The following is an 18,581-nucleotide window of genomic DNA, read 5'->3' as shown; positions in this document are numbered from 1 at the left end:
CACTATCAAGGTGTTCTAATGCAACGTGTGATTATCGCTCCGCATATGAAGTGCAATGCCAGATGCGCTCATTGCTGCGTGTCGTCCCACCCAAAGGATGAGAGGCACTTAGAGGATGCTACAGTTGTTCGTCTGATCGACGAAGCCATCGCCTCACCGTCGATCAAGATAGTCGCGTTCACTGGTGGAGAGGCGTTGCTGCGCAAGTCCTTCATACTGGAGCAGATGAGACGTTTGAAACGAGCTGGCAAACGAAGCACGATCGTTTCAAATGGATTCTGGGGGATCACGGAAGCGAGCGCCAGGGGAGTTCTTCTAGAATTGGCAGACGCTGGCGTCCGAACTATCACGATCAGTGCTGACACCTTTCATCTGCCTTATGTGCCAATCGAGCGAGTGAGGAACATCCTCAAGGTGAGGGATGTCGCGCCCGAAATTGAATTCGCTGTCAACATCTGCCAGTCGCGAAGTGAGCCCGCCAGTAAGACGCTGGACCAACTAGAAGGCCTCCTAGAAGGTGTGCATATCAACAGTTTCGATATTACACCTGTTGGGCAGGCCGAGGGCATCGCATCATGCGAGATAACGTACGATCATGTCTCAACCGAGAACCTGAAGTGCCCAGGACAGGTTTTGCTGTTCTCGGGTGACGGCCAAGTCTACCCATGCTGTTCGCTGGGTGTCATCAACAGCGCTCTTTCGGTTGGTGACGCCAATGAACTCACGATCGAGGAGGGGGCGCGTCGCATAGAATGCAACCTTGCATTCAAGATTATGATATAGTGGAGTTTAAACGAGATTATTTTGTGAGTCGGTAGGGGAACTTGTTTGCCTGGATGAAGGTCTCGAATGCTTGTCGGGTTTGGGGGAATGTGGCTCTTTGGTGGTTGCTGATACTGTCCTTTGCTTCTTTCCAGACGTGCTCGATGGGGTTCTCGTCGGGGCTGTAGGCGGGTAGGTTGATCAGGTGGATCCTCTCGAGGTTCTTGATGGTCTTGAGGCTGTTTGTGAGCTTTGCTGAACGGTGCCAGGAGGCGTTGTCCCACACGATGACGATCTTCTTCTTGTCGGGGTGCTTCACGGTCAGGTCGATCAGGGCCTGGGTGATGGTGCCGGTGTCCTGCCAGTCGAGGGTCATCAAGTCGACGGTGCCGTCGGTCTCGTGCAGGAAGCCGATGTAGGACTGGGCCTGGCGGCGGCGGTCGACCTCCAGGCGGGCGGCGTCCCCCCGGCGGATCCACGCCCTGCGCACGATCGCCTCGTGCTCGATACGCACCTCGTCGGCGCACACCACCATCACCTCGGGATCGGACCACTTGCGGACGATCTCGGAACGGATCTGGCTCATGCGCTGGTCAACGTCCGCCTGGGGCGGGCGGCGCTGGTCAACGGTCTGGGGGCGGTGGAAGGACAGGCCCGCCATGTGCAGCAGGAACCGGTAGGAGGCGGCAGAGGCGTACTCCACCTCGAAGTGGTCGTAGACCCAGGCCGCCAGATGGGGCACGTCCCAGAACCCGATGGGCAGGCCCTGCTCCGACGGGGGCCGGGACAGTACCCCGGCCACCTCCTGGCGCTGGGTGGCGGTGAGCCTGGAGGCGTTGAGGTTGCCGGCGTGACCGGTGTGGATTGAGGCCAGGCGGTACCGGTTCCACTCCCGAGCCCAGCTGCGCACCGTCTCGGGCGTGCGCTCGACGACCTGGGCCACGACCGCGGTATCCACACCCTTGGACAGCAGCACGACCGCCTCGGACTTCAAACGCATCAACCTGTAAGGCGCCTGGTGCTTATAGCCCTGCAAAACAGTCCACTCATCATCACTAACCACGACCCTGTCCATCCCAGCATGATATTCCGCCCTCGACCCGAGAGCTCACACGAAACGCCGACAACACAAGAGACGACAACAAAAGAAGCCAGCACCAGCAGCCAAGCACCCCACGAGAAAGCGACACCCCCACATCGGACGCCCCACGAATACCCGATCACCAACCCAACAACAAAACCAGCAACACGAATCTTGTTTTAATCACACTATAGAAGAAGGCCTGGGGTGGTTTGTGGAAAAACTCAAGAGGAATGGAGATGAACGATTCGCCGAGCCTTTTCCCGTTGTCGATGCCTGTCATCTGTGCAGCGTGATCTTCGCAGACAAGAGCAGAATCAGCGAGTTGCGGAATGATTTCGAGGAGTACAAGGCTCAATATGTGAGTGAGCGCTGAGCCGAGGGGATGGAAGCGTCTTGTCAAACCGACTCGATCGACTCAGTCGACTCAAAGAACGGCCGTCGTGGCAGTCGTGCTGCGAGGACGACATCGAAATCGTCAGGCACGGAGATCGTGTTGTGATACATGATCGCGCTAGCGATACCTACTTCAAGACGACCTTTGTGGTGATTGGGGAGAGACCTGTTGCCTGGGTGGACAAGGCTTCTCGCCTGTCGACGCTATGGCTGGGCGTCTACGTCATGCTGTTTCTCACGATGTTGATCAATGGGTTGCTATGGCTGCTGGGGTATCTCGCTTCAGACGTGGCTTCAGAAAGGCTCAACGGAGGCGGAGGCCTCGTCCTGGCGGCGACGTTAGTTGTCAGTAATCTGCTCATCCATGAGGCTGGTCATGTCCTGGCGTTGCGATGGTGCGGAAGGCGTCCTGACAAGGTGGGATTCAAGATGAACTATTGGGTCATGCCGGCATTCTTCGTTAGAATGAATCAGGTATCCCTTCTCCCTAGAAGGGAAAGGCTGCTCTGCCACTCTGCCGGACTCTTCGCTAACTTGATCGCCGTGAACCTGCTCGTATTGTGCCAGGAAGTTCTGGGCCTGGGTGAGGAGGGGAGATATGGAACTGCCTTGGTGATGATCTTTGTCGCCACCAACTTGTTGCCCTTGTGGAATGCGGATGGTCAACGTATGCTATTGGCGTGCTTCGATCTTGAGGAAGTCGAGGGCTGGTCGGATGCGCCAAAGCCCATTCTGGTTCTGAGGATTGTCTCGCTCGGGGTATTGGCCTATATTATCATTTTCGTTGTCGTGTCGTTCCTTTGGAGGTGATCTGGATATGGGTGATATTGTTGTTGAAGGGATTCGCCTTTCGGTGTCTTACGGCAAGCATCGTGCGGTCTCGGACATGAGTTTTAGAGTAGACGCGGACGATGGTGTTGTCGGCATGTTTGGCCCGAACGGTGCCGGGAAAACCACGTTGTTCAAGACGGTCTGTGGCGATATTGGGAGATATGACGGTGCGCTGAGGTGCCCCAGTCGAGATGAGATCGCCTATCTACCAGATAAGCCGTTCTTGTTCTCCTGGATGACAGTTGGGCAGGCGATTGATCTGTTTAGCGCGAGGCACCAGGATTTTCGCGATGATGTCGCGGAAGAGTTTCTCGCTGGGTCCGCGATTAAAAGGTCGGCGCCTGTGGGAAGCCTTTCGAAAGGGATGTCGGAGCGCTTGCATCTGGCTCTGATCATGGCGAGGCGGCCAAAACTATATGTCTTGGATGAGCCGTTAGCTGGCGTCGATCCCCTGACTCGTGATCGCTTGATCGAGAACATCATCGAAGTTCGATGTCAGGAGGCTCCAATGTTGTTGAGTACCCATCTGATCGAGGGGGTTGAGCGCGTCTTCGACGCTGTCATGATGGTGGTGGACGGGCGGCTGCTCCGCTCTGGAAAGGTTGCCGATGTTCGGCGGATCGGTGATGGGTCCCTCGAGATGGCATTTAAACGTTTGGTGGCCGCACATGAATGATTTGAGGATGGTCCTGCGTCGTCATGGACGGTTCTTCCTGCCCATCTTGGTACTCGCGTTGGTCGTTGCTGTCGCAGGGCGGGTGGGATCTGGGCAAATGGTGGCACAGATGCACGCGCTGGGTGTCATGCTGCTCTCATTCGGAGCGTCATTGTATGCGCTAGATTACTTGGTGCGGCATGTGGCCCTTTGCAGTGAGAGGATCTTCTTCCTCTCTCCACTGCCGAGATGGAAGATGGCGGGTTTGCACGGTTGTGTTCTCTGGTCGTTTTTGATGGTTTTGTACGCCGTCGTTAGCCTTCCGGATTCTGGTCGAGGCGAGACTAGTTGGAGTGCGGTGCTCCTAGGGCTCATCGCAAAGGGGGTCGCTCTAGCCTGTGGCATGTTGATGATGCTCATAGGCGCTTCTGCTGGCAAGCGGGTCGCCGGGCCTGGTATGGCGCGCTCGGTCTCATGGGCCATGTTCGTCTTTATGCAAATTCTTGCGTTCGCGACGCTGTATTTCTCCCTCGTCAGGCGTTTTGCTGATCACTGGGTCGTGGGCGCAGTGACTGGTGATGATTTCTCGAGCTACTATCTCGGAATGATCCCGCTTCAGGGGCAGTACGTGGTGGATCCTGAATATCGGATGCTTCAGCTAGTCTGCGCGAACGGCGTGCTCCTGGCGCTTCTGGTCGGGGTGTGTCTCCTCATCGGGAGGACGCGGCAGAATTATCTGGAGAAGTAGAGCGCGATCAGTCGGTGAATCCTGTCCTGGGACAAGCGGTCGTGTCGTGGTCGCATCGTCGGGTGCCTTGAGCACCGGTGGTTGCGCCTAGCACCTTCGGGCGCGGTGAGAACGCAACCCAAGGTGCCAGGCGCAACCACCGGTGCAGAATGTCGCCGCCGGTGCCACGCGCGCCTGACGTCACCGCTTCCAAACTTCGCCCAGATCGTTCCAGGACGTCTGAGACGCCAACACCGTCCCAGATGTCCTGACACACCACAGTCTTGATCCTGATGTCCACCGGTCTCGCGCGCGTAACTCGGGGCGACTGCACAGGGCGCGCACAGGTGGCTCCGCTACTCTGACGGCATGTCGGCGATCTACCGAGGCACCAACCACCACAACGGCCTGAAGACCACCGCCCTCCTGGGCGGCATGTGGGGCCTGCTCATCCTCATCGGCTACCTGCTCACCTGAGTTGCACAGGTTGGGGTGGTTTGTGTTTCAGGGTGGGGTTTTTCGTTGGGATTGTGGGGGTGGGGTGGTTGTTTCGGGGCACTAAGGCGGCGGTAGGATCTGGTGGGTGAGTCCGTACCTGCGTCAGGTTAAGACAGTCTCGGGGGCCACGGCCGTGCAGGTCGTGGCCAAGGACCATGGTGTGCGCCGGATCGTGGAGCACCTGGGGTCGGCCCATGACGAGGCTGAGCTGGCAGCGCTGATGCGTCTGGGGCGCCAGCGGCTCCTGGCCGGCCAGCAGGTCCTGGACCTGGGGCCGGCACTCAACGACGACGCTGACGAGGTGGGTGGTCAGGCACCCGGTGACGGTGGTGCGGTGCGAAGGCCGCAGATCGTCTCGCGCAGGTCGGGCTGGCCGATCGAGGCCATCCGTTCGGCCTACAGGCGTCTGGGGCTGGGTGAGGCGGTCGGGGGTGACCAGGCCTTTGAGCAGATGGTCGCCGCTCGCCTGGTCGAGCCGACCTCCAAGGCCGACACTCCCCGGGTCCTGTCCGAGATCGGCTGGCCGGCCCCGGCCCACCGCAACACCCTGTACGCGTCCCTGGCCCGCGCTCAGGAGCGGGGCTACCGCCAGGCGATCTCTGGGGCCTTGTTCGAGCACGTCACCAACACCTCCGGTCTGGCCCTGTGCCTGTACGACGTGACCACGCTCTATTTCGAGGCCGAGCGTGAGGACGACCTGCGGCGGGTCGGCTACTCCAAAGAGCGGAGGGTCGACCCCCAGGTCATCGTCGGCCTGCTGGTCGACCGGGCCGGCTTCCCCCTCCAGGTCGGCTGCTGGGAAGGGAACAAGGCTGAGACCACCACGATCATCCCGGTGGTGGAGGCATTCCAGGCCGCCCACGGCATCGAGGAGCTCAACGGCGGAACCATCCGCACCCGCTTCTCCACCGAGCTCGACGTGGCCCAGGCCTGCGCCGGGGCGGACCTGGTCATCGGCGCCGTCCTCGTGCCCGGGGCCCGCACCCCGAACCTCGTCACGCGGGCCATGGTGGAGACCATGCGGCCCGGCAGCGTGCTGGTCGACATCGCCATCGACCAGGGAGGCTGCTTCGAGGACTCCTGCCCCACCACCCACTCCGAGCCCACCTTCGAGGTGGACGGCAAGATCTTCTACTGCGTGGCCAACATGCCCGGAGCCGTCCCGCACACCTCCACCTACGCGCTGACCAACGCGACCCTGCCCTACACCCTGGCCCTGGCCGATGAGGGCTGGCGTGGCGCCATCGCGGCGCGCCCCGACCTCGCCCGCGGACTGAGCACCCACGCCGGGACGCTCTACACCGCCGCGGTCGGCCAGGCCCTGGACCTCCCCGCGGCCGACGTCGCCGACCTGCTGGGCTGAGCGATGAGAACCCGTCGCATCCGCTTCGCCAGCAGAACCGACCGCTGGGCGCATGACCTCTACCTGCGTGCCTTCCCCGAGGATGAGCGCCTTCCCTGGGCGCTCATCCACCTGCTCAGTGCGCGGCGCGGCGTCGACCTCGTCGCCTGGTGGGACCAGCCCGCCGGACCGACCCGTGCGGCCTCGCCGGCCCCCGTCGCCCTGACCTGGACCGTGCGCCGCCCCGGCTCCCACCTGCTCTACCTCTTCTACCTCGCCGTCGACGACGTCGCCCGCGGCCGGGGCCTGGGTACTCGCATCCTGGCCGAGCTCGAGCGACGTCACCCCGGCTGCACCATCGTCCTGGACATTGAGCCCGTCGTCGCCGAGGCCGACAACGCCGAGCAGCGACGCCGTCGGCTCTCCTTCTACGAGCGCTCCGGCTTCCGCGACACCGGGTACGCGGTCCAGGACTCGACGGGGGAGTACTGGACCCTCGTGCGTGAGGCGCCAGGAACCACCTTCGACCCCGACGACTTCCGCGATGCCCTGCACTGCCTGGACTGCGGCCTCATCACCGCGCGAGTGGTCCCGCGCCAGCAGACATAGGTCAGACACAGGTTCATCCCATAGTCTCCACCCATGACAAGGACCCACCACTACAACGGTCTCAAGACCGCCGTCCTCCTGGGCGGCATGTGGAGCCTGCTTCTCCTGCTCGGCTACGCGCTGGCCAGGGGGACCGGCTCCGCCATCTGGCTGATCATCGCGCCGGTCATCGGCCTGGTGCAGACCGCCTACGGCTTCTGGAACTCCGACAAGATCGCGGTGCGCTCCATGGGCGCCATCGAGGTCACCGAGGCCCAGCAGCCCCAGATGTACGCCATCGTGCGTGAGCTCTCCGCCGCTGCTGGCCAGCCCATGCCGCGCCTCTACGTGGCCCCCACGATGAGCCCCAACGCCTTCGCCACCGGCCGCAGCCCCTCGCACGCCGCCGTGTGCTGCACCCAGGGCATCCTTCAGCTACTCAACGAGCGTGAGTTGCGCGGCGTCCTGGGCCACGAGCTCTCACACGTCTACAACCGCGACATCCTCACCTCCTCGGTGGCCGCGGGCATCGCCGGTGTCATCTCCTCGGTGGCCTCCATGGCTCTGTTCTTCGGCGGCGGCAACCGGCGCGACCGGGACGGCGGCAACATCATCGCCGTCCTGCTGCTCTCCCTCCTGGCGCCCCTGGCCGCCACCGTCACCCAGTTCGCCATCTCGCGCACCCGCGAGTACGACGCTGATCACGACGGCGCCGAGCTCACCCAGGACCCGCTCGCCCTGGCCAGTGCGCTCAGCAAGCTCGAGTCGGGTATCTCGCGTGTGCCCATGGGGCAGGACCCGCGACTGGAGCCGGTCTCCTCGATGATGATCGCCAACCCCTTCGGGAGCCTGCGCAACCTCTTCTCCACCCACCCGCCGATGGACAAGCGCATCGCCCGCCTCGAGCAGATGGCCGGTTACTGACGGTGACCCTGACCGTCGTCGGCGGGCTGCCGGCCGTCGGTAAGACCGCCGTGTGCCGAGAGGTTCTGCGTCTGCGCGCCGAGGCGCACTCGCATAGCCGGATCCCGACCTGGTTGCGCATCGACTCCATCGAGCAGGCCCTGCGGGACAGCGGCGAGATGCTTCCCGGTGCGCCCGGGGGCGCCGGCTACTATGCCGCCGCCGCCGTCGCTCGGGACGTCCTGGCCACGGGTGCTGACGTGCTGGTCGAGTGCGTCAACCCGCTGCCCGTCACCCGTCGCCTGTGGGAGGAGGCCGCGTCGGCCCTGGGGTGCCGCTTCCTCGCCGTCGAGCTCGTCTGCTCCGATCAGGCCGAGCACCGCCGCCGCGCCCGGCAGCGGGTCAGCGACATCGAGGGCCTCGAGCTGCCGGACTGGCGGGCGATCGAGCAACGCGACTACGCCCCCTGGCCCGAGGCCGGTCTCCGGCTGGACACCGCCGAGCTCACCGCCACCGAGGCCGCCCAAGCCATCGTCGACGCGAGCAGTGTCGGTGCTTAGATCTGTGGCTGGTTCTGCGGCTAGCTTGGTGGCCCCAGGCGCGGTGGTGAGATAGGGCAGTGCACGCTCCGCCCCCGCCCGACGACCTCGCCCGACGTGTTCGGGCCGCCGTCGACGCCGGCCGGCTCCGCGGCGTGGGCACCGGACCGGTTAAGCCGCTCGGAGCCGGAGAGAGCTATACCGCCTGGCGGATCGGCTCCGGCCCGCGGGCCCGCGTCCTGCGCGTTCCACGTCGCGCCGGCCGCGAGATGCCCCGTTCCATGACCGCCGAGTTCGAGGCCCTTAGGCGCGTTCCGCCTGAGATCGGCACCAGCGCCGTCGCCCTGGAGGCCGGCTCCGACAACCCGCTCGGCGCCCCCTACATGGTGACCACCCACGTCCCCGGCCGAGCCCTGCGAGCCGGCGACTGGAACCCGGGGCTCGTGGCCGCCCTCGCCCACCAGATCGCCCGCCTGCACGCGGCGCTCGCGGCGGACCTCGCGGCCGGCCCTGCTGCCAACTCTGCGCCGTCGACCGCGCGAGTTCTGAGCGCTAGCGAGCAGGGAGAGGAGCTGCTGACCTGGTGGGGAGAACGCCACCCGAATACGCTCACCGATCCACGCGTCGCCTCGCTCCTGCCCGCCTGGCGCCGCGAGCTGGCCCGTCTCGATCCCGCCTTCTCGGGAGTCCGCGCCCACCCGCTCATCCACGGCGACCTCGTCGCCACCAACGTCATCCTCGGCCCCGACGGCGTCCCGCGGTTCATCGACTTCGAGTGGTCGGGTCCCGGTGACGTTGCCAAGGACCTGGCCCTCATCGGCGGCCGGGTGACCGGAGGCCCCTGGTACCTGCCCCTGACGCCCGACGCCGTCGCCGCCCTCGTCACTGAGTACTCGTGGTACGCGCAGCGCATGAGCATCCCGCCGGCCACCGGCGCCGACGAGCCGCAGCAGCTGCTGGCCCGCCGCAGCGCCTACGAGCTCCTCGACCGCCTGGGCAACCTCCTGTACTGCCTCAGCCGCCCCGACAAGGCCTGCTACGGGACGTGGGCCGACGAGCTCGCCCGCAGCCTGGTCGCCCGACTCACAGACTGACATGTCGGGCTAGCCCCACCAAGGCCTCGCCAGGTGACAGGATTGGGCATGATTCCAGGCCTGAGGAGGATATGAGGCATGAACCGATCAACATGGGCCTCGCGCTACCGCCGACTCGGCCGGGACGCCACCTTCCTCCTCCTGAGCTGGCCGCTGAGCCTGCTCGCCTTCTGCCTCGTCCTGCCGCTGACCGCCCTCGGTACGGGCACCGTCATCATCTGGGTGGGGCTGATGGTGCTCGTCCTGGCCCTGAGCATCGCCGGGGGCTTCGCCAACCTGGCCCGCCTCGCCGTGGCGCGCCTGGACGGGCGCGAGCCGGTGCCGGGCGGCTACCTCGAACCCGAGCCGGGAACCTCCCTGCACCGCATGATCCTGCGACGCCTGCGCGACCCTCAGCGCTGGGTGGACCTGCTGTGGGTCATCGTCTTCTTCCCGGTATCCCTCGTCAGCTGGATCCTCACCGTCGTGTGGCTGGCGGCGGCAGTGGGCGGCCTCCTCGGCCCCATCGCCGATGTCATTACCGAATCAATCCTTGGAGATCAACGCAATGGTCTGTCCGATCTTCTGGGTCTGTACCCGCCTCTGCTCTGGGACGTCGTGATCGACCTGACCGTCGGCGTCATCTTCATGCTCACCGCCCCCTTCGTCCTGCGGGGCCTGGCCGCCATGCAGGCGGGGCTCATCCGCGGCATGCTCTCCTGGCGCAGTGAGGTCAGCCGCCTCCAGACCTCCCGGGCCGCCGTCCAGCGGGCGGAGGCGGACACCCGCCGCCGCCTGGAGCGCGACATCCACGACGGACCCCAGCAGCGTCTCGTGCGCCTGCGTATGGACCTGGCCCGTGCCCAGCGCCAGGCCGAGAAGGACCCGGTGGCCGCCTCCGCGATCATCCAGGGCGCCATGGACCAGACCCAGCAGACCCTTGACGAGCTGCGCCAGCTCTCCCGCGGCATCGCTCCGCCCGTCCTCGTCGACCGCGGCCTGGCCGCCGCCATCACCGAGGCCGCCACCCGCTCCTCCGTCCCGGTCACCGTGAGCACCGAGCTGTCCGAGGACCTGCCCGACCACGTCTCCCAGGCCGCCTACTTCGTCATCAGCGAGTCCCTGGCCAACCTCAACAAGCACTCCGGGGCCACGGCGGCCGCCGTCGAGGCCCGCGTGGCCGATGGCGTCCTGCACGTGACGGTCAGCGACAACGGCATCGGCGGGGCGTCGACCGCCAAGGGCCACGGCCTGGCCGGCCTGGTCGAGCGCCTCAACGGCGTCGACGGTAGGCTCGCGCTCATGTCCCCGGCCGGCGGGCCGACCACAGTGGAGGCGATGATCCCGTGCGCGTTCTGATCGCTGACGACTCCGTCCTGCTGCGCGAGGGGCTGGCCCTCATCCTGGCCGACGGCGGCCACGAGGTCGTCGGGGGAGTGGGGGACGGTGACGCCCTCGTGAGTGAGGCCCTGCGGCTACGCCCCGACGTCGTCGTCGCCGACATTCGGATGCCGCCCTCCCACACCGATGAGGGCCTGCGCGCCACCACCCGTATCCGCGCCCAGTGGCCGGGCGCACCGGTCCTGCTGCTGAGCCAGTACGTCGTCGCCGGCTACCTGCCCGATCTCCTGGCCGACGGCGGCGGTGCGCTCGGCTACCTCCTCAAGGACCGGGTCGGCGACATCGACGCCTTCCTCGGGGCGGTCGAGCGGGTGGCGCGCGGCGAGCTGGTGCTCGACCCCGACGTCGTCTCCCAGGTCCTCCAGCGCGGACGGCGCAACGACCCGCTCGAGGAGCTCACGCCCCGGGAGCGGGAGGTCCTGGCCCTCATGGCCGAGGGCCACACGAATGCCGGCATCGCCGAGGTCATGGTGGTCACCGAGGGCGCCGTGGAGAAGCACACCCAGCGGATCTTCGCCAAGCTCGGCCTGCTGCCCGACGCCGCCGTCCACCGACGCGTCAAGGCCGTCCTGACGCTGCTGTCGTCCTGAGCCGGCACAGGGATGCCGTCGCAGCCACCAGGAGCGCCAGGGTCAGCATACCCGCCGCTACGAGCGTCCCAGGCTCCCACAGCCACAGGTAGCGCGCCGGGTATCCCGACCACATGAGCAGCCCGACGCCGGATGAGGTCAGCGCCGTGAGCAGCGCGGTCCACGTCAGTGCCGCGCGGCGTGAGCGCCACCTGAAGCCGGCAGCCATGACGAGGACAGCACTCCCTGCGAGAGCGGTCGGGATGAGCGTGGCGGCGAACGAGCCGGCCTCGGTCGCCGGCTTGCGGTCAGTGCTTCGATCGAAAGCCGCTCGGGCCACCGAGGCCAGCTCCTGCTCATGCAGGTATCCGGAGGCGTTGAGAAGCATGGCTGTCCCGTCTCCGCTGGAGATATCAAGATATATGGCGCTGAAGTACCCGGGGACCGTACCGGTGTGCCAGTGGGTGAGGCGTCCGTCGTCCTCGTGGGTGAGACGCCAGCCTCCGGCGTACTGCTGCTCATGCTGGCCGGTGTCCACCACGTCCGTCAGGTCCGGATCCCTCACATGTTGCTGGGCGAAGGACGCGAGAGTGCCGATGTCTCCGCATGTGTACCCGTAAGCACCGCCAGCGCCGTCGTAGCCGGAGTCGAGCGGGAGCGCTATCGGCCCGGCGAGCCGGTGTCCCTGGATACGGTGCTCGCAGAACTCCTGGCTGGCACCGGCACCCGGGAGGCTCTCGCTGACGAGGCTGTGGTAGGAGCCTCCAGAGGCGGATTCCAGGACCGCCTGGAGATGCAGGTATCCCAGGCTCGAGTACTGGTACCCGCCTGCCGTACTAGTGGCCGGGTGGTCCGCCACGACGTCGCGGGCGTTGGCCCTCGGTCGGTCGACATCAAGCTCCTTGGCGCCGAAACCGAGACCGGAGGTGTGGTTGACCAGGTGGCGCACCGAGGCTTCCGTGCTACCCGGTGCGTACTGCTCGGCCGGTGCGTTCGGATCAAGGCGGCCCTGCGACTCCAGCTCACGAGCGATGGAAGCCGCAACCGGCTTGGATACCGAACCCCACAGGAACACCGAGTCCGGGTTCGCCTCGCCGAAGGTCTCGACCTGCACGACCTCTCCGTCCCTCAGAAGCGCGAAGGCGCCCGAGGGGGCGCCGGCCTCTTTCGCCTGGGAGATCGCCGTATCCAGCTCGGAACGTGATGCGGTTGCCGGCGCCGAGGCGTGCAGCAGGGCCACTGCGGTCAGAAGCGCGGACAGCCTGAACCATAATTGAATGCTCATACGGTATTGATATCACGGCGTTACCATCTCTTCCATGGCACGAACCGCGGATCATGATGCGCGCCGCCGGCAGATGGCGCGGGCTGCGCGTGACGTCGCCTTGGATGAGGGACTCTCCGGGGTCACGGTGGCCTCCGTGGCTCGCCGTGCCGGTGTGTCAGTTGGACTGGTTCAGCACTACTTCTCGTCCAAGGGTGCGCTGATGCAGCGTGTCTTTGTCGATCTGCTGGCTGACGTTGATAGCCGTGTGGCCACGATCGTGGAGCAGGGGGAGGAGGAAGCCGCTTCCATACGCGAGATGGCTGCTCTCGGCCTGGCCGAGCTCCTCCCCTTGGATGCCGCGAGGATCCGTGAGTGCCAGGTGCGTCGGGAGTTCCATGCCCTGGCTGCGGGAGATGAGGGGATCGCAGCGGTTGCTCGGGATTCTGACCGGGCCTTTCGCGAGAGACTCGCCGGTGTGGTCCGCAACGCCCAGCGGTGCGGGGAGGCGGCGCCCGACGTGGAGCCTCAGCGGGTTGCTCAGCAGTTGTGGGTAACCGTCGTCGGAATCGGCGCCACGATGCTGCTCGACCCGAGTCTGTCCGGGACCGAGCTGCTGCGCGACGCAGTCACGAGTGCCTTCCCCCATCCCTGCGGGCGTCAGCGGGCCGTCATGTAGGCCTGTGCGCCGAGGGCCGTGACGTCCTCGGGCTCATGTCGCGGATTGCGTGGCGTCCTAGCGGTAGTTGACGAACTGGAGGGCGGCGTCGACGTCGAGGTTCTTGAGCAGGGAGATGACCGACTGGAGGTCGTCGCGGGACTTGGAGGTCACACGCACCTCGTCACCCTGGATCGTGGCCTTGACGCTCTTGGGGCCCTCGTCGCGGATCGCCTTGGTGATCTTCTTGGCGACCTCCTGGGTCAGCCCCTCGCGCAGCGGGCAGACCAGGCGGTAGAGCTTGCCCGAGGGGCGCGGCTCCTTGTCGCCCAGGTCCAGGGCCTTGAGGGAGACGCCGCGGCGGAAGAGCTTGGACTCCAGGACGTCCAGGATCGCCAGGACCCGCTCGGCGGTGTTGGCCTCCAGGGTGATGGTGTCGCCGGACAGGCTCACGGAGGCGTCGACGCCGCGGAAGTCGTAGCGCTGGGAGATCTCCTTGGCGCACTGGTTGACGGCGTTGTCCACCTCCTGGCGGTCGAGGCGGGAGACGACGTCGAAGGAGGAGTCGTTGGCCATGGCGGCAGTCCTTTCCGGGGTGGGACTTCGGTCGAGGCGAGTCTAGGCGGGTTGTTCTGTGAGGAGGGTCCTACGGGGGCGATTGGCGCTGCGCGCCACCACCTTGCTATTCTTCCACGGCGCCAAGCGATGGCCGAGAGGCCGGAGCGCGGAGCCGAGGCGGGTTGCCCGAGCGGCCAATGGGAGCTGACTGTAAATCAGCCGCGTAATGCTACGGGGGTTCGAATCCCTCACCCGCCACGCTGATCACTCGTTGATCGCATCTCGCCCCAGCGGCGAGGCCCGCAGTGAGCGAAGCCACGGCGGACCGAATTGCCAGCGCGGTTCGGATCTGCCTAGGATTCGGCTCGTTGCCCCGATAGCTCAGTCGGCAGAGCGTCTCCATGGTAAGGAGAAGGTCAAGGGTTCGATTCCCTTTCGGGGCTCTCGCAGCGGGGGCCACTGGCCCCCATTGTGTTCCTATGGCGAGGTAGCTCAGCTGGTTAGAGCGCACGACTCATAATCGTGAGGTCGAGGGTTCGAGTCCCTCCCCCGCTACGCAAGGTTTCGAGTACAGCGCACCCGTCGCATGCTCGAGGATCGACACGAGGAGACAAACGTGGCCAGCAAGTCCGCCGACGTTCGCCCCAAGATCACTCTGGCCTGCTCGGAGTGCAAGGAGCGGAACTACATCACCAAGAAGAACCGTCGGAACACCCCCGACCGTCTCAGCATCTCCAAGTTCTGCTCGCGCTGCGGCAAGCACACCGAGCACCGCGAGACCCGCTGAGCAGCGCGTTCCGATCTCGGGAGCAACCACCTGCAACCGAGGAGCAGGCCCCGTCGGCATGACGTCGGCGGGGCTTCGTCGTGCCCGGGGGATACCACCTAGCATCGGTGACGTGAACGGTTCCAGCCTCTCCGACGACGTCGTTGAGCAGCTCGCGACGATCCTTGCCGAGGTGCTTGCGACGGGGGCGTCCGCACCGTCAGGGCCGCCCGAGCTCTCCGAGGCGGAGGCGGTTCGTCTCGCTCGGCGTGGGGCGACGGCGGTTGTCCCCGCGGTCCTGGCCATGCAGCAGGTCCAGGAGTGGGTGCGGTCCCGTGAGACGACCACCGCCTGGGACGGTCTGCTGCACCGTCGCTGCCTCATGGAGCCGATCCCCTCACGCGTTGACGGGGCCGAATCGGCCTGTGGCCTCGATGGGGGTACTGATGAGCCTACGGTTCAGCGGACCGGCCGCGCAGGCTGGGAGCTCCTCCGAGCCGCGACCGAGGTGGAGGCGGGCGGGAGGTGCTGGCGAGTAACCCACGAGCTCGCCCGACGCGCCCCGGCGTCTCGGGCGACCGCGGTCCGGGCGGGGAAACTCACGGAGTCCGGGGTCGGATTTGATCCGCCGCCCGGCGCCCGCTTCTACCGGCTCACCCGCGGCGACATCGCCGCCTGGGCAGAGGCCACCGGGGACGGCAACCCCATCCACCTCCTTGCCGGCAGGGCGGCTGAGGCCGGGCTGCGAGCCGGTCCCGACGACGTCGTGGCTCATGGTCTTCTGCTCGGCGCACTCAGCCTCGCTCTCGCCCAGTCTTCACCTGATCGGTGGATATCCCTGAAATTCATTGGTTCAGCTGATGTCCCGGCTTCCCGTCGGGATGGGGCGGCGCCCTGGGCGACGCTCGCCGTCGACCCCGACGGCATCACCATCAGTCAGGACCGACGCCCCGTTCTGCGACGCCGATGACGGTTCTTGACCGGCACTGGATGTCAGGGGCCGCCGCGGGCGCTGGTCGACCCCCTATCGCCTCGTGAGGAAAAAATGATTACCCCCTGAAGGGAATTCTGACGGCGATTCACTGTTGTCTCGATGGCGACGAGATGAGAGGCTGGAAATGAATTATCGACCTCCCCCAATCATCGGTCAGTGGGGATGATAACGTAACAAAGGTGGGTAATTGCAATGTCAATCTGATGGATGTCAGGGTGACGTGAAGATAGTGTGGAAATTGCTTTCCGACGGCGGGCAGACGGACGCAGATCCCTGTGGTGCCAACGAAAAGTCGGTGTGTGATCGGTGTCTTCACGGTTGCCCGGCGCTCCGGGTGGTTGTACCGACGTTCTGGCGCTCTGACCGAGTGTGATAAAAAAGAAGTGGAGTTGCACTTGTATGAAAGCCAAAAGGCAATCGGCAGGTGCGCGCTTTGAGGGTTCGCGACCTATCCGGGTCGGTGCTGAGAGGAGTCGATAAGGTGATTACCGCAGAACGAACGATGGTGGAGCCGACGGCCTACACTGAGGACGTCGAGATGAAGTGGACTCAGAGCGATCAGGAAGCCGTCGAAGCCACCTACAGCCAGGAGTCGGCTGGGGCCGCCGGCTCGGCCGGTGGCGGCCAGGAACCGGCGGCCACCTGTGGTCAGGAGCCCGCCCGGACCTGCGGTCAGAGCGACTCCGCGGTCCAGCCGGAGGGCTTCCGCCGACTCGATGAGATCGAGATGGATGCCTGGCGCTCCTTCCTGGCGGCCTCCACCTCCGTCACCGCCCGCCTCAACCGGGAGCTCGAGGCCGGCTGCGGCATCTCCATGCACGAGTACGAGATCCTGGTGCGCCTGTCCGAGGCGCCCGACCGGACGCTGCGCATGTCGACCCTCGCCGAGCACGTCTCCCACTCCCGCTCCCGCCTGACTCACACGGTCCGGCGCCTCGAGAACGTGGGCTACGTCGAGCGCAGCTCCTGCGACTCGGACCGTCGCGGCGTCAACTGCACGCTGACTCAGACGGGCCTCGACTTCCTGCGTGAGGCCGCCCCGGTCCACCTCGACGGCGTGCGCCGCCACGTCATCGACCGGCTCAGTCGTGAGCAGCAGGTCGCCCTGGCCGAGCTCATGACGGTCATCGCCCAGGCCCCGGACTCCTCCGGCGCCTCGGCGCCGTCGGCCTCGTCACCGTCCTGATCCTCCTCAACGACCGTCCGTAACGGTGGGCGTCGTCAGTCGGTTCCACTGCCGGCCGGCGGCGCCCACAGGTCTGTCCAGCGCACTCCCAGATCAGCCAGGAGCCGGCGCAGCAGCGGCAGGGAGATGCCGACGACTCCGTGCGGGTCCCCGTCGATCCCCTCGATGAAGGCGCCGCCCAGGCCGTCGATGGTGAAGGCCCCGGCGCACCACAGCGGCTCGCCGCTGGCGATGTAGGCCTCGACCTCGGCCTGAGAGGGGGAGCCGAAACGGATGGTGGCCGAGCTGACCCCCTCGGCGATGGCTCCGTCCGCGGTGCGCACCAGGAAGTGCCCCGTGTACAGGGTCCCGGTGCTCCCGCTCATCGTCCTCCAGCGCTCGCGGGCCTCCGCGGCATCGGCGGGCTTGCCGACGACTCTGCCGTCGATCTCCAGCATGGAGTCGCAGCCCACGACCACCTCGGCCTCCTGCTCGCCGGTGGAGGCCGCGACGTCGAGCGCCTTGGCCCGGGCCAGGGCCTGCACCTGCTCGGCGGCGCTCGGGGCTGTCAGGCCTGCCGTCCGACGCCGCCTGGTCAGCTCGTCGAGCACGACGTCCTCATCGACCGAGGAGACTCGCACCAGCGGCTCGATGCCGGCGGCTCGCAGGGTGGCCAGGCGGCCGGATGACTTCGAAGCCAGGAGAATCACGGTGCCACCCTATACGGCCGCGGCCGCTAGGCTCGGCTCATGAGCTCTGGCAGCGGTCCTTTCTCACGTCTTGTCACCGTCCCCGTCACCGGATCCACCCAGGACGACCTGCGCAGCGCCCTCACGGGAGCCGAGGCCGGATCCTGGCCGCACCTGTCGGCCCTCCGAGCACTGAGGCAGACGGCGGGCAGAGGGCGATCCGGGCGGGCCTGGGTCACCCCCGACGACGGTGCCCTCCTGGTCTCCGTGGTCCTGCGACCACTCGTCCCGGCCGAGCGTCTGGCCTGGCTGCCACTGCTGGCCGGCCTGGCCGTGCGAGACGCCTTGGCCCCCTTCGTCGAGGGGCTGCCCTGGCGGCTGGGCACCAAGTGGCCCAACGACGTCGTCGCCGTCCCCGAGGATCCGTCAGCGGTTCCCGTGGTACCCGGATGGGCCGGCACCCGCAAGATCGCCGGCGTCCTCAGCGAGCTCGTCACCCCGGAGCCTTCCGAGAACCGCGCCGCTCAGCGGCCCGCGCCCGACGAGGTACCGGCCGGCCGCGATGAGGCCCCGACGGTCATCCTCGGCGTCGGTGTCAACATCGGACAGGACGCCGGCGAGCTGCCGGTGGCCTGGGCGGGATCGCTGCGCACCCTGGGCGCGGCGGATACCGGTGAGGACGCTGCTGAGGCCGCTCTCGTGGCGGTCGGTCAGCGGCTGGCTGAGATCCTGGAGCAGTGGGAGGTGGTGGGCGGTGACGTCGACGCCGGGGACGGGGCTCTCGGGCGGCGGTTGCGCTCGGTGCTGACCACTCTGGGGCAGCGGGTCAGTGTCCAGGCTCCCGACGGCGAGCTCAGCGGGCTGGCCGTCGGCGTCACCCCCGCCCTGGTGCTGCGCAGCCAGGTCGGGGACACCGAGGTCCGCGCGGGCGACGTGACCCTGGTGCGCGTCAAGAGCTGAGCCCGTCTGAGTTGCGGACCTGTTGCGGTCTGGAGCGGAGAGCTGCCCGATGAGCATCGGCTTGTGATCTGCGCTACTCTGGCGGGGTGATATTAGACAGCCAAGCGAGCAAGGGGCGCGCAGGGGACTCGCACGGGGTCCGGCAAGACGCCCAGCAGGAGG

21 protein-coding genes, 3 tRNA genes and 1 pseudogene are annotated in these 18,581 nt (G+C 66.2%); 20 read left to right on the top strand and 5 right to left on the bottom strand.

Going from position 1 to position 18,581, the window contains the following annotated elements:
- Window positions 1-18: 18 nt before the first annotated feature.
- Window positions 19-783: a radical SAM protein gene (locus EL340_RS07810; protein WP_164719359.1), complete on the top strand. Its 765-nt coding sequence runs from the start codon at window positions 19-21 to the stop codon at window positions 781-783.
- A gap of 16 nt (window positions 784-799) precedes the next feature.
- Here the strand turns inward: EL340_RS07810 and EL340_RS07805 are convergent, their stop codons facing one another.
- Window positions 800-1,762: an IS630 family transposase gene (locus EL340_RS07805; protein WP_232022928.1), complete on the bottom strand. Its 963-nt coding sequence runs from the start codon at window positions 1,760-1,762 to the stop codon at window positions 800-802.
- Window positions 1,763-1,982: 220 nt separating this feature from the next.
- Window positions 1,983-2,126, bottom strand: a complete 144-nt coding sequence (locus EL340_RS14925; RefSeq protein WP_164719358.1) for a hypothetical protein — start codon at window positions 2,124-2,126, stop codon at window positions 1,983-1,985.
- A gap of 215 nt (window positions 2,127-2,341) precedes the next feature.
- On the opposite strand from EL340_RS14925, the gene EL340_RS07800 reads away from it, so the two are divergent.
- The 11 genes and pseudogenes from EL340_RS07800 (at window position 2,342) to EL340_RS07750 (ending at window position 11,386) form a co-directional block, all read left to right on the top strand.
- Window positions 2,342-3,049 (top strand): hypothetical protein, encoded by a 708-nt coding sequence (locus EL340_RS07800; protein ID WP_101558692.1) that lies wholly within the window; start codon window positions 2,342-2,344, stop codon window positions 3,047-3,049.
- Between the two features lie 7 nt (window positions 3,050-3,056).
- Window positions 3,057-3,746: an ATP-binding cassette domain-containing protein gene (locus tag EL340_RS07795; RefSeq protein ID WP_126414139.1), complete on the top strand. Its 690-nt coding sequence runs from the start codon at window positions 3,057-3,059 to the stop codon at window positions 3,744-3,746.
- A gap of 382 nt (window positions 3,747-4,128) precedes the next feature.
- A complete protein-coding gene (locus EL340_RS15390) occupies window positions 4,129-4,473 on the top strand; it encodes a hypothetical protein (protein ID WP_232022927.1) in 345 nt (114 codons plus the stop codon).
- A gap of 562 nt (window positions 4,474-5,035) precedes the next feature.
- Window positions 5,036-5,818 (top strand): annotated as a pseudogene (locus EL340_RS15940) (IS1634 family transposase); the annotation flags it as partial.
- The gene (locus EL340_RS15935) at window positions 5,816-6,313 is read left to right on the top strand and encodes an alanine dehydrogenase (RefSeq protein ID WP_408608583.1); all 498 of its coding nucleotides are present in this window, start codon (window positions 5,816-5,818) and stop codon (window positions 6,311-6,313) included. The pseudogene EL340_RS15940 and the gene EL340_RS15935, both read left to right, overlap by 3 nt.
- A 3-nt stretch (window positions 6,314-6,316) precedes the next feature.
- Window positions 6,317-6,901 carry a GNAT family N-acetyltransferase gene (locus tag EL340_RS07775; protein WP_126414136.1) on the top strand — a complete coding sequence of 195 codons (585 nt, stop codon included), beginning with the start codon at window positions 6,317-6,319 and terminating at the stop codon, window positions 6,899-6,901.
- Between the two features lie 33 nt (window positions 6,902-6,934).
- Window positions 6,935-7,804 (top strand): zinc metalloprotease HtpX, encoded by an 870-nt coding sequence (htpX, locus tag EL340_RS07770; RefSeq protein WP_126414135.1) that lies wholly within the window; start codon window positions 6,935-6,937, stop codon window positions 7,802-7,804.
- A 2-nt stretch (window positions 7,805-7,806) separates the two neighbouring features.
- Window positions 7,807-8,343: a P-loop nucleotide/nucleoside kinase family protein gene (locus EL340_RS07765; protein ID WP_126414134.1), complete on the top strand. Its 537-nt coding sequence runs from the start codon at window positions 7,807-7,809 to the stop codon at window positions 8,341-8,343.
- Between the two features lie 59 nt (window positions 8,344-8,402).
- A complete protein-coding gene (locus EL340_RS07760) occupies window positions 8,403-9,416 on the top strand; it encodes a phosphotransferase family protein (RefSeq protein ID WP_126414133.1) in 1,014 nt (337 codons plus the stop codon).
- Between the two features lie 78 nt (window positions 9,417-9,494).
- Window positions 9,495-10,754, top strand: a complete 1,260-nt coding sequence (locus tag EL340_RS07755; RefSeq protein ID WP_126414132.1) for a sensor histidine kinase — start codon at window positions 9,495-9,497, stop codon at window positions 10,752-10,754.
- Window positions 10,742-11,386, top strand: coding sequence for a response regulator (locus EL340_RS07750; RefSeq protein WP_126414131.1), 645 nt, complete (start codon window positions 10,742-10,744; stop codon window positions 11,384-11,386). Before EL340_RS07755 ends, EL340_RS07750 begins: the two co-directional genes overlap by 13 nt.
- Here EL340_RS07750 and EL340_RS07745 read toward each other — a convergent pair.
- Complete coding sequence (locus EL340_RS07745; protein ID WP_126414130.1) at window positions 11,355-12,650, bottom strand: serine hydrolase domain-containing protein; 1,296 nt, start codon at window positions 12,648-12,650, stop codon at window positions 11,355-11,357. The two genes, EL340_RS07750 and EL340_RS07745, sit on opposite strands and share 32 nt — an antisense overlap.
- A gap of 34 nt (window positions 12,651-12,684) precedes the next feature.
- On the opposite strand from EL340_RS07745, the gene EL340_RS07740 reads away from it, so the two are divergent.
- On the top strand, window positions 12,685-13,308 hold the full coding sequence (locus EL340_RS07740; RefSeq protein ID WP_126414129.1) for a TetR/AcrR family transcriptional regulator: 624 nt from the start codon (window positions 12,685-12,687) through the stop codon (window positions 13,306-13,308).
- A 57-nt stretch (window positions 13,309-13,365) separates the two neighbouring features.
- On the opposite strand, the gene EL340_RS07735 is transcribed toward EL340_RS07740, so the two are convergent.
- Entirely contained in the window at window positions 13,366-13,863 is a 498-nt protein-coding gene (locus tag EL340_RS07735; protein ID WP_126414128.1) for a YajQ family cyclic di-GMP-binding protein, read from the bottom strand.
- Between the two features lie 158 nt (window positions 13,864-14,021).
- Here EL340_RS07735 and EL340_RS07730 point away from each other — a divergent pair.
- The 6 genes from EL340_RS07730 to EL340_RS07705 all read left to right on the top strand — a co-directional run bounded on the left by EL340_RS07730 (window position 14,022) and on the right by EL340_RS07705 (window position 16,791).
- Window positions 14,022-14,103 (top strand) — tRNA-Tyr (locus EL340_RS07730).
- A gap of 112 nt (window positions 14,104-14,215) precedes the next feature.
- Window positions 14,216-14,288 (top strand) — tRNA-Thr (locus EL340_RS07725).
- A gap of 38 nt (window positions 14,289-14,326) precedes the next feature.
- Window positions 14,327-14,400 (top strand) — tRNA-Met (locus EL340_RS07720).
- A 61-nt stretch (window positions 14,401-14,461) separates the two neighbouring features.
- Window positions 14,462-14,632 carry a 50S ribosomal protein L33 gene (rpmG, locus tag EL340_RS07715; protein WP_126414127.1) on the top strand — a complete coding sequence of 57 codons (171 nt, stop codon included), beginning with the start codon at window positions 14,462-14,464 and terminating at the stop codon, window positions 14,630-14,632.
- Between the two features lie 112 nt (window positions 14,633-14,744).
- Entirely contained in the window at window positions 14,745-15,581 is an 837-nt protein-coding gene (locus EL340_RS07710) for a hotdog family protein (protein ID WP_232022926.1), read from the top strand.
- Between the two features lie 505 nt (window positions 15,582-16,086).
- The gene (locus EL340_RS07705) at window positions 16,087-16,791 is read left to right on the top strand and encodes a MarR family winged helix-turn-helix transcriptional regulator (protein ID WP_126414125.1); all 705 of its coding nucleotides are present in this window, start codon (window positions 16,087-16,089) and stop codon (window positions 16,789-16,791) included.
- A 35-nt stretch (window positions 16,792-16,826) separates the two neighbouring features.
- Here the strand turns inward: EL340_RS07705 and EL340_RS07700 are convergent, their stop codons facing one another.
- Window positions 16,827-17,480: a Maf family protein gene (locus EL340_RS07700; protein WP_126414124.1), complete on the bottom strand. Its 654-nt coding sequence runs from the start codon at window positions 17,478-17,480 to the stop codon at window positions 16,827-16,829.
- Window positions 17,481-17,519: 39 nt separating this feature from the next.
- On the opposite strand from EL340_RS07700, the gene EL340_RS07695 reads away from it, so the two are divergent.
- Window positions 17,520-18,419 carry a biotin--[acetyl-CoA-carboxylase] ligase gene (locus EL340_RS07695; protein ID WP_126414123.1) on the top strand — a complete coding sequence of 300 codons (900 nt, stop codon included), beginning with the start codon at window positions 17,520-17,522 and terminating at the stop codon, window positions 18,417-18,419.
- Window positions 18,420-18,581 lie beyond the last annotated feature (162 nt).

Source organism: Actinomyces viscosus, assembly GCF_900637975.1.
Taxonomy (GTDB): domain Bacteria; phylum Actinomycetota; class Actinomycetes; order Actinomycetales; family Actinomycetaceae; genus Actinomyces; species Actinomyces viscosus.
Note: the sequence above shows the minus strand (reverse complement) of the source record. Positions and strands in the feature narration are given on the sequence as shown.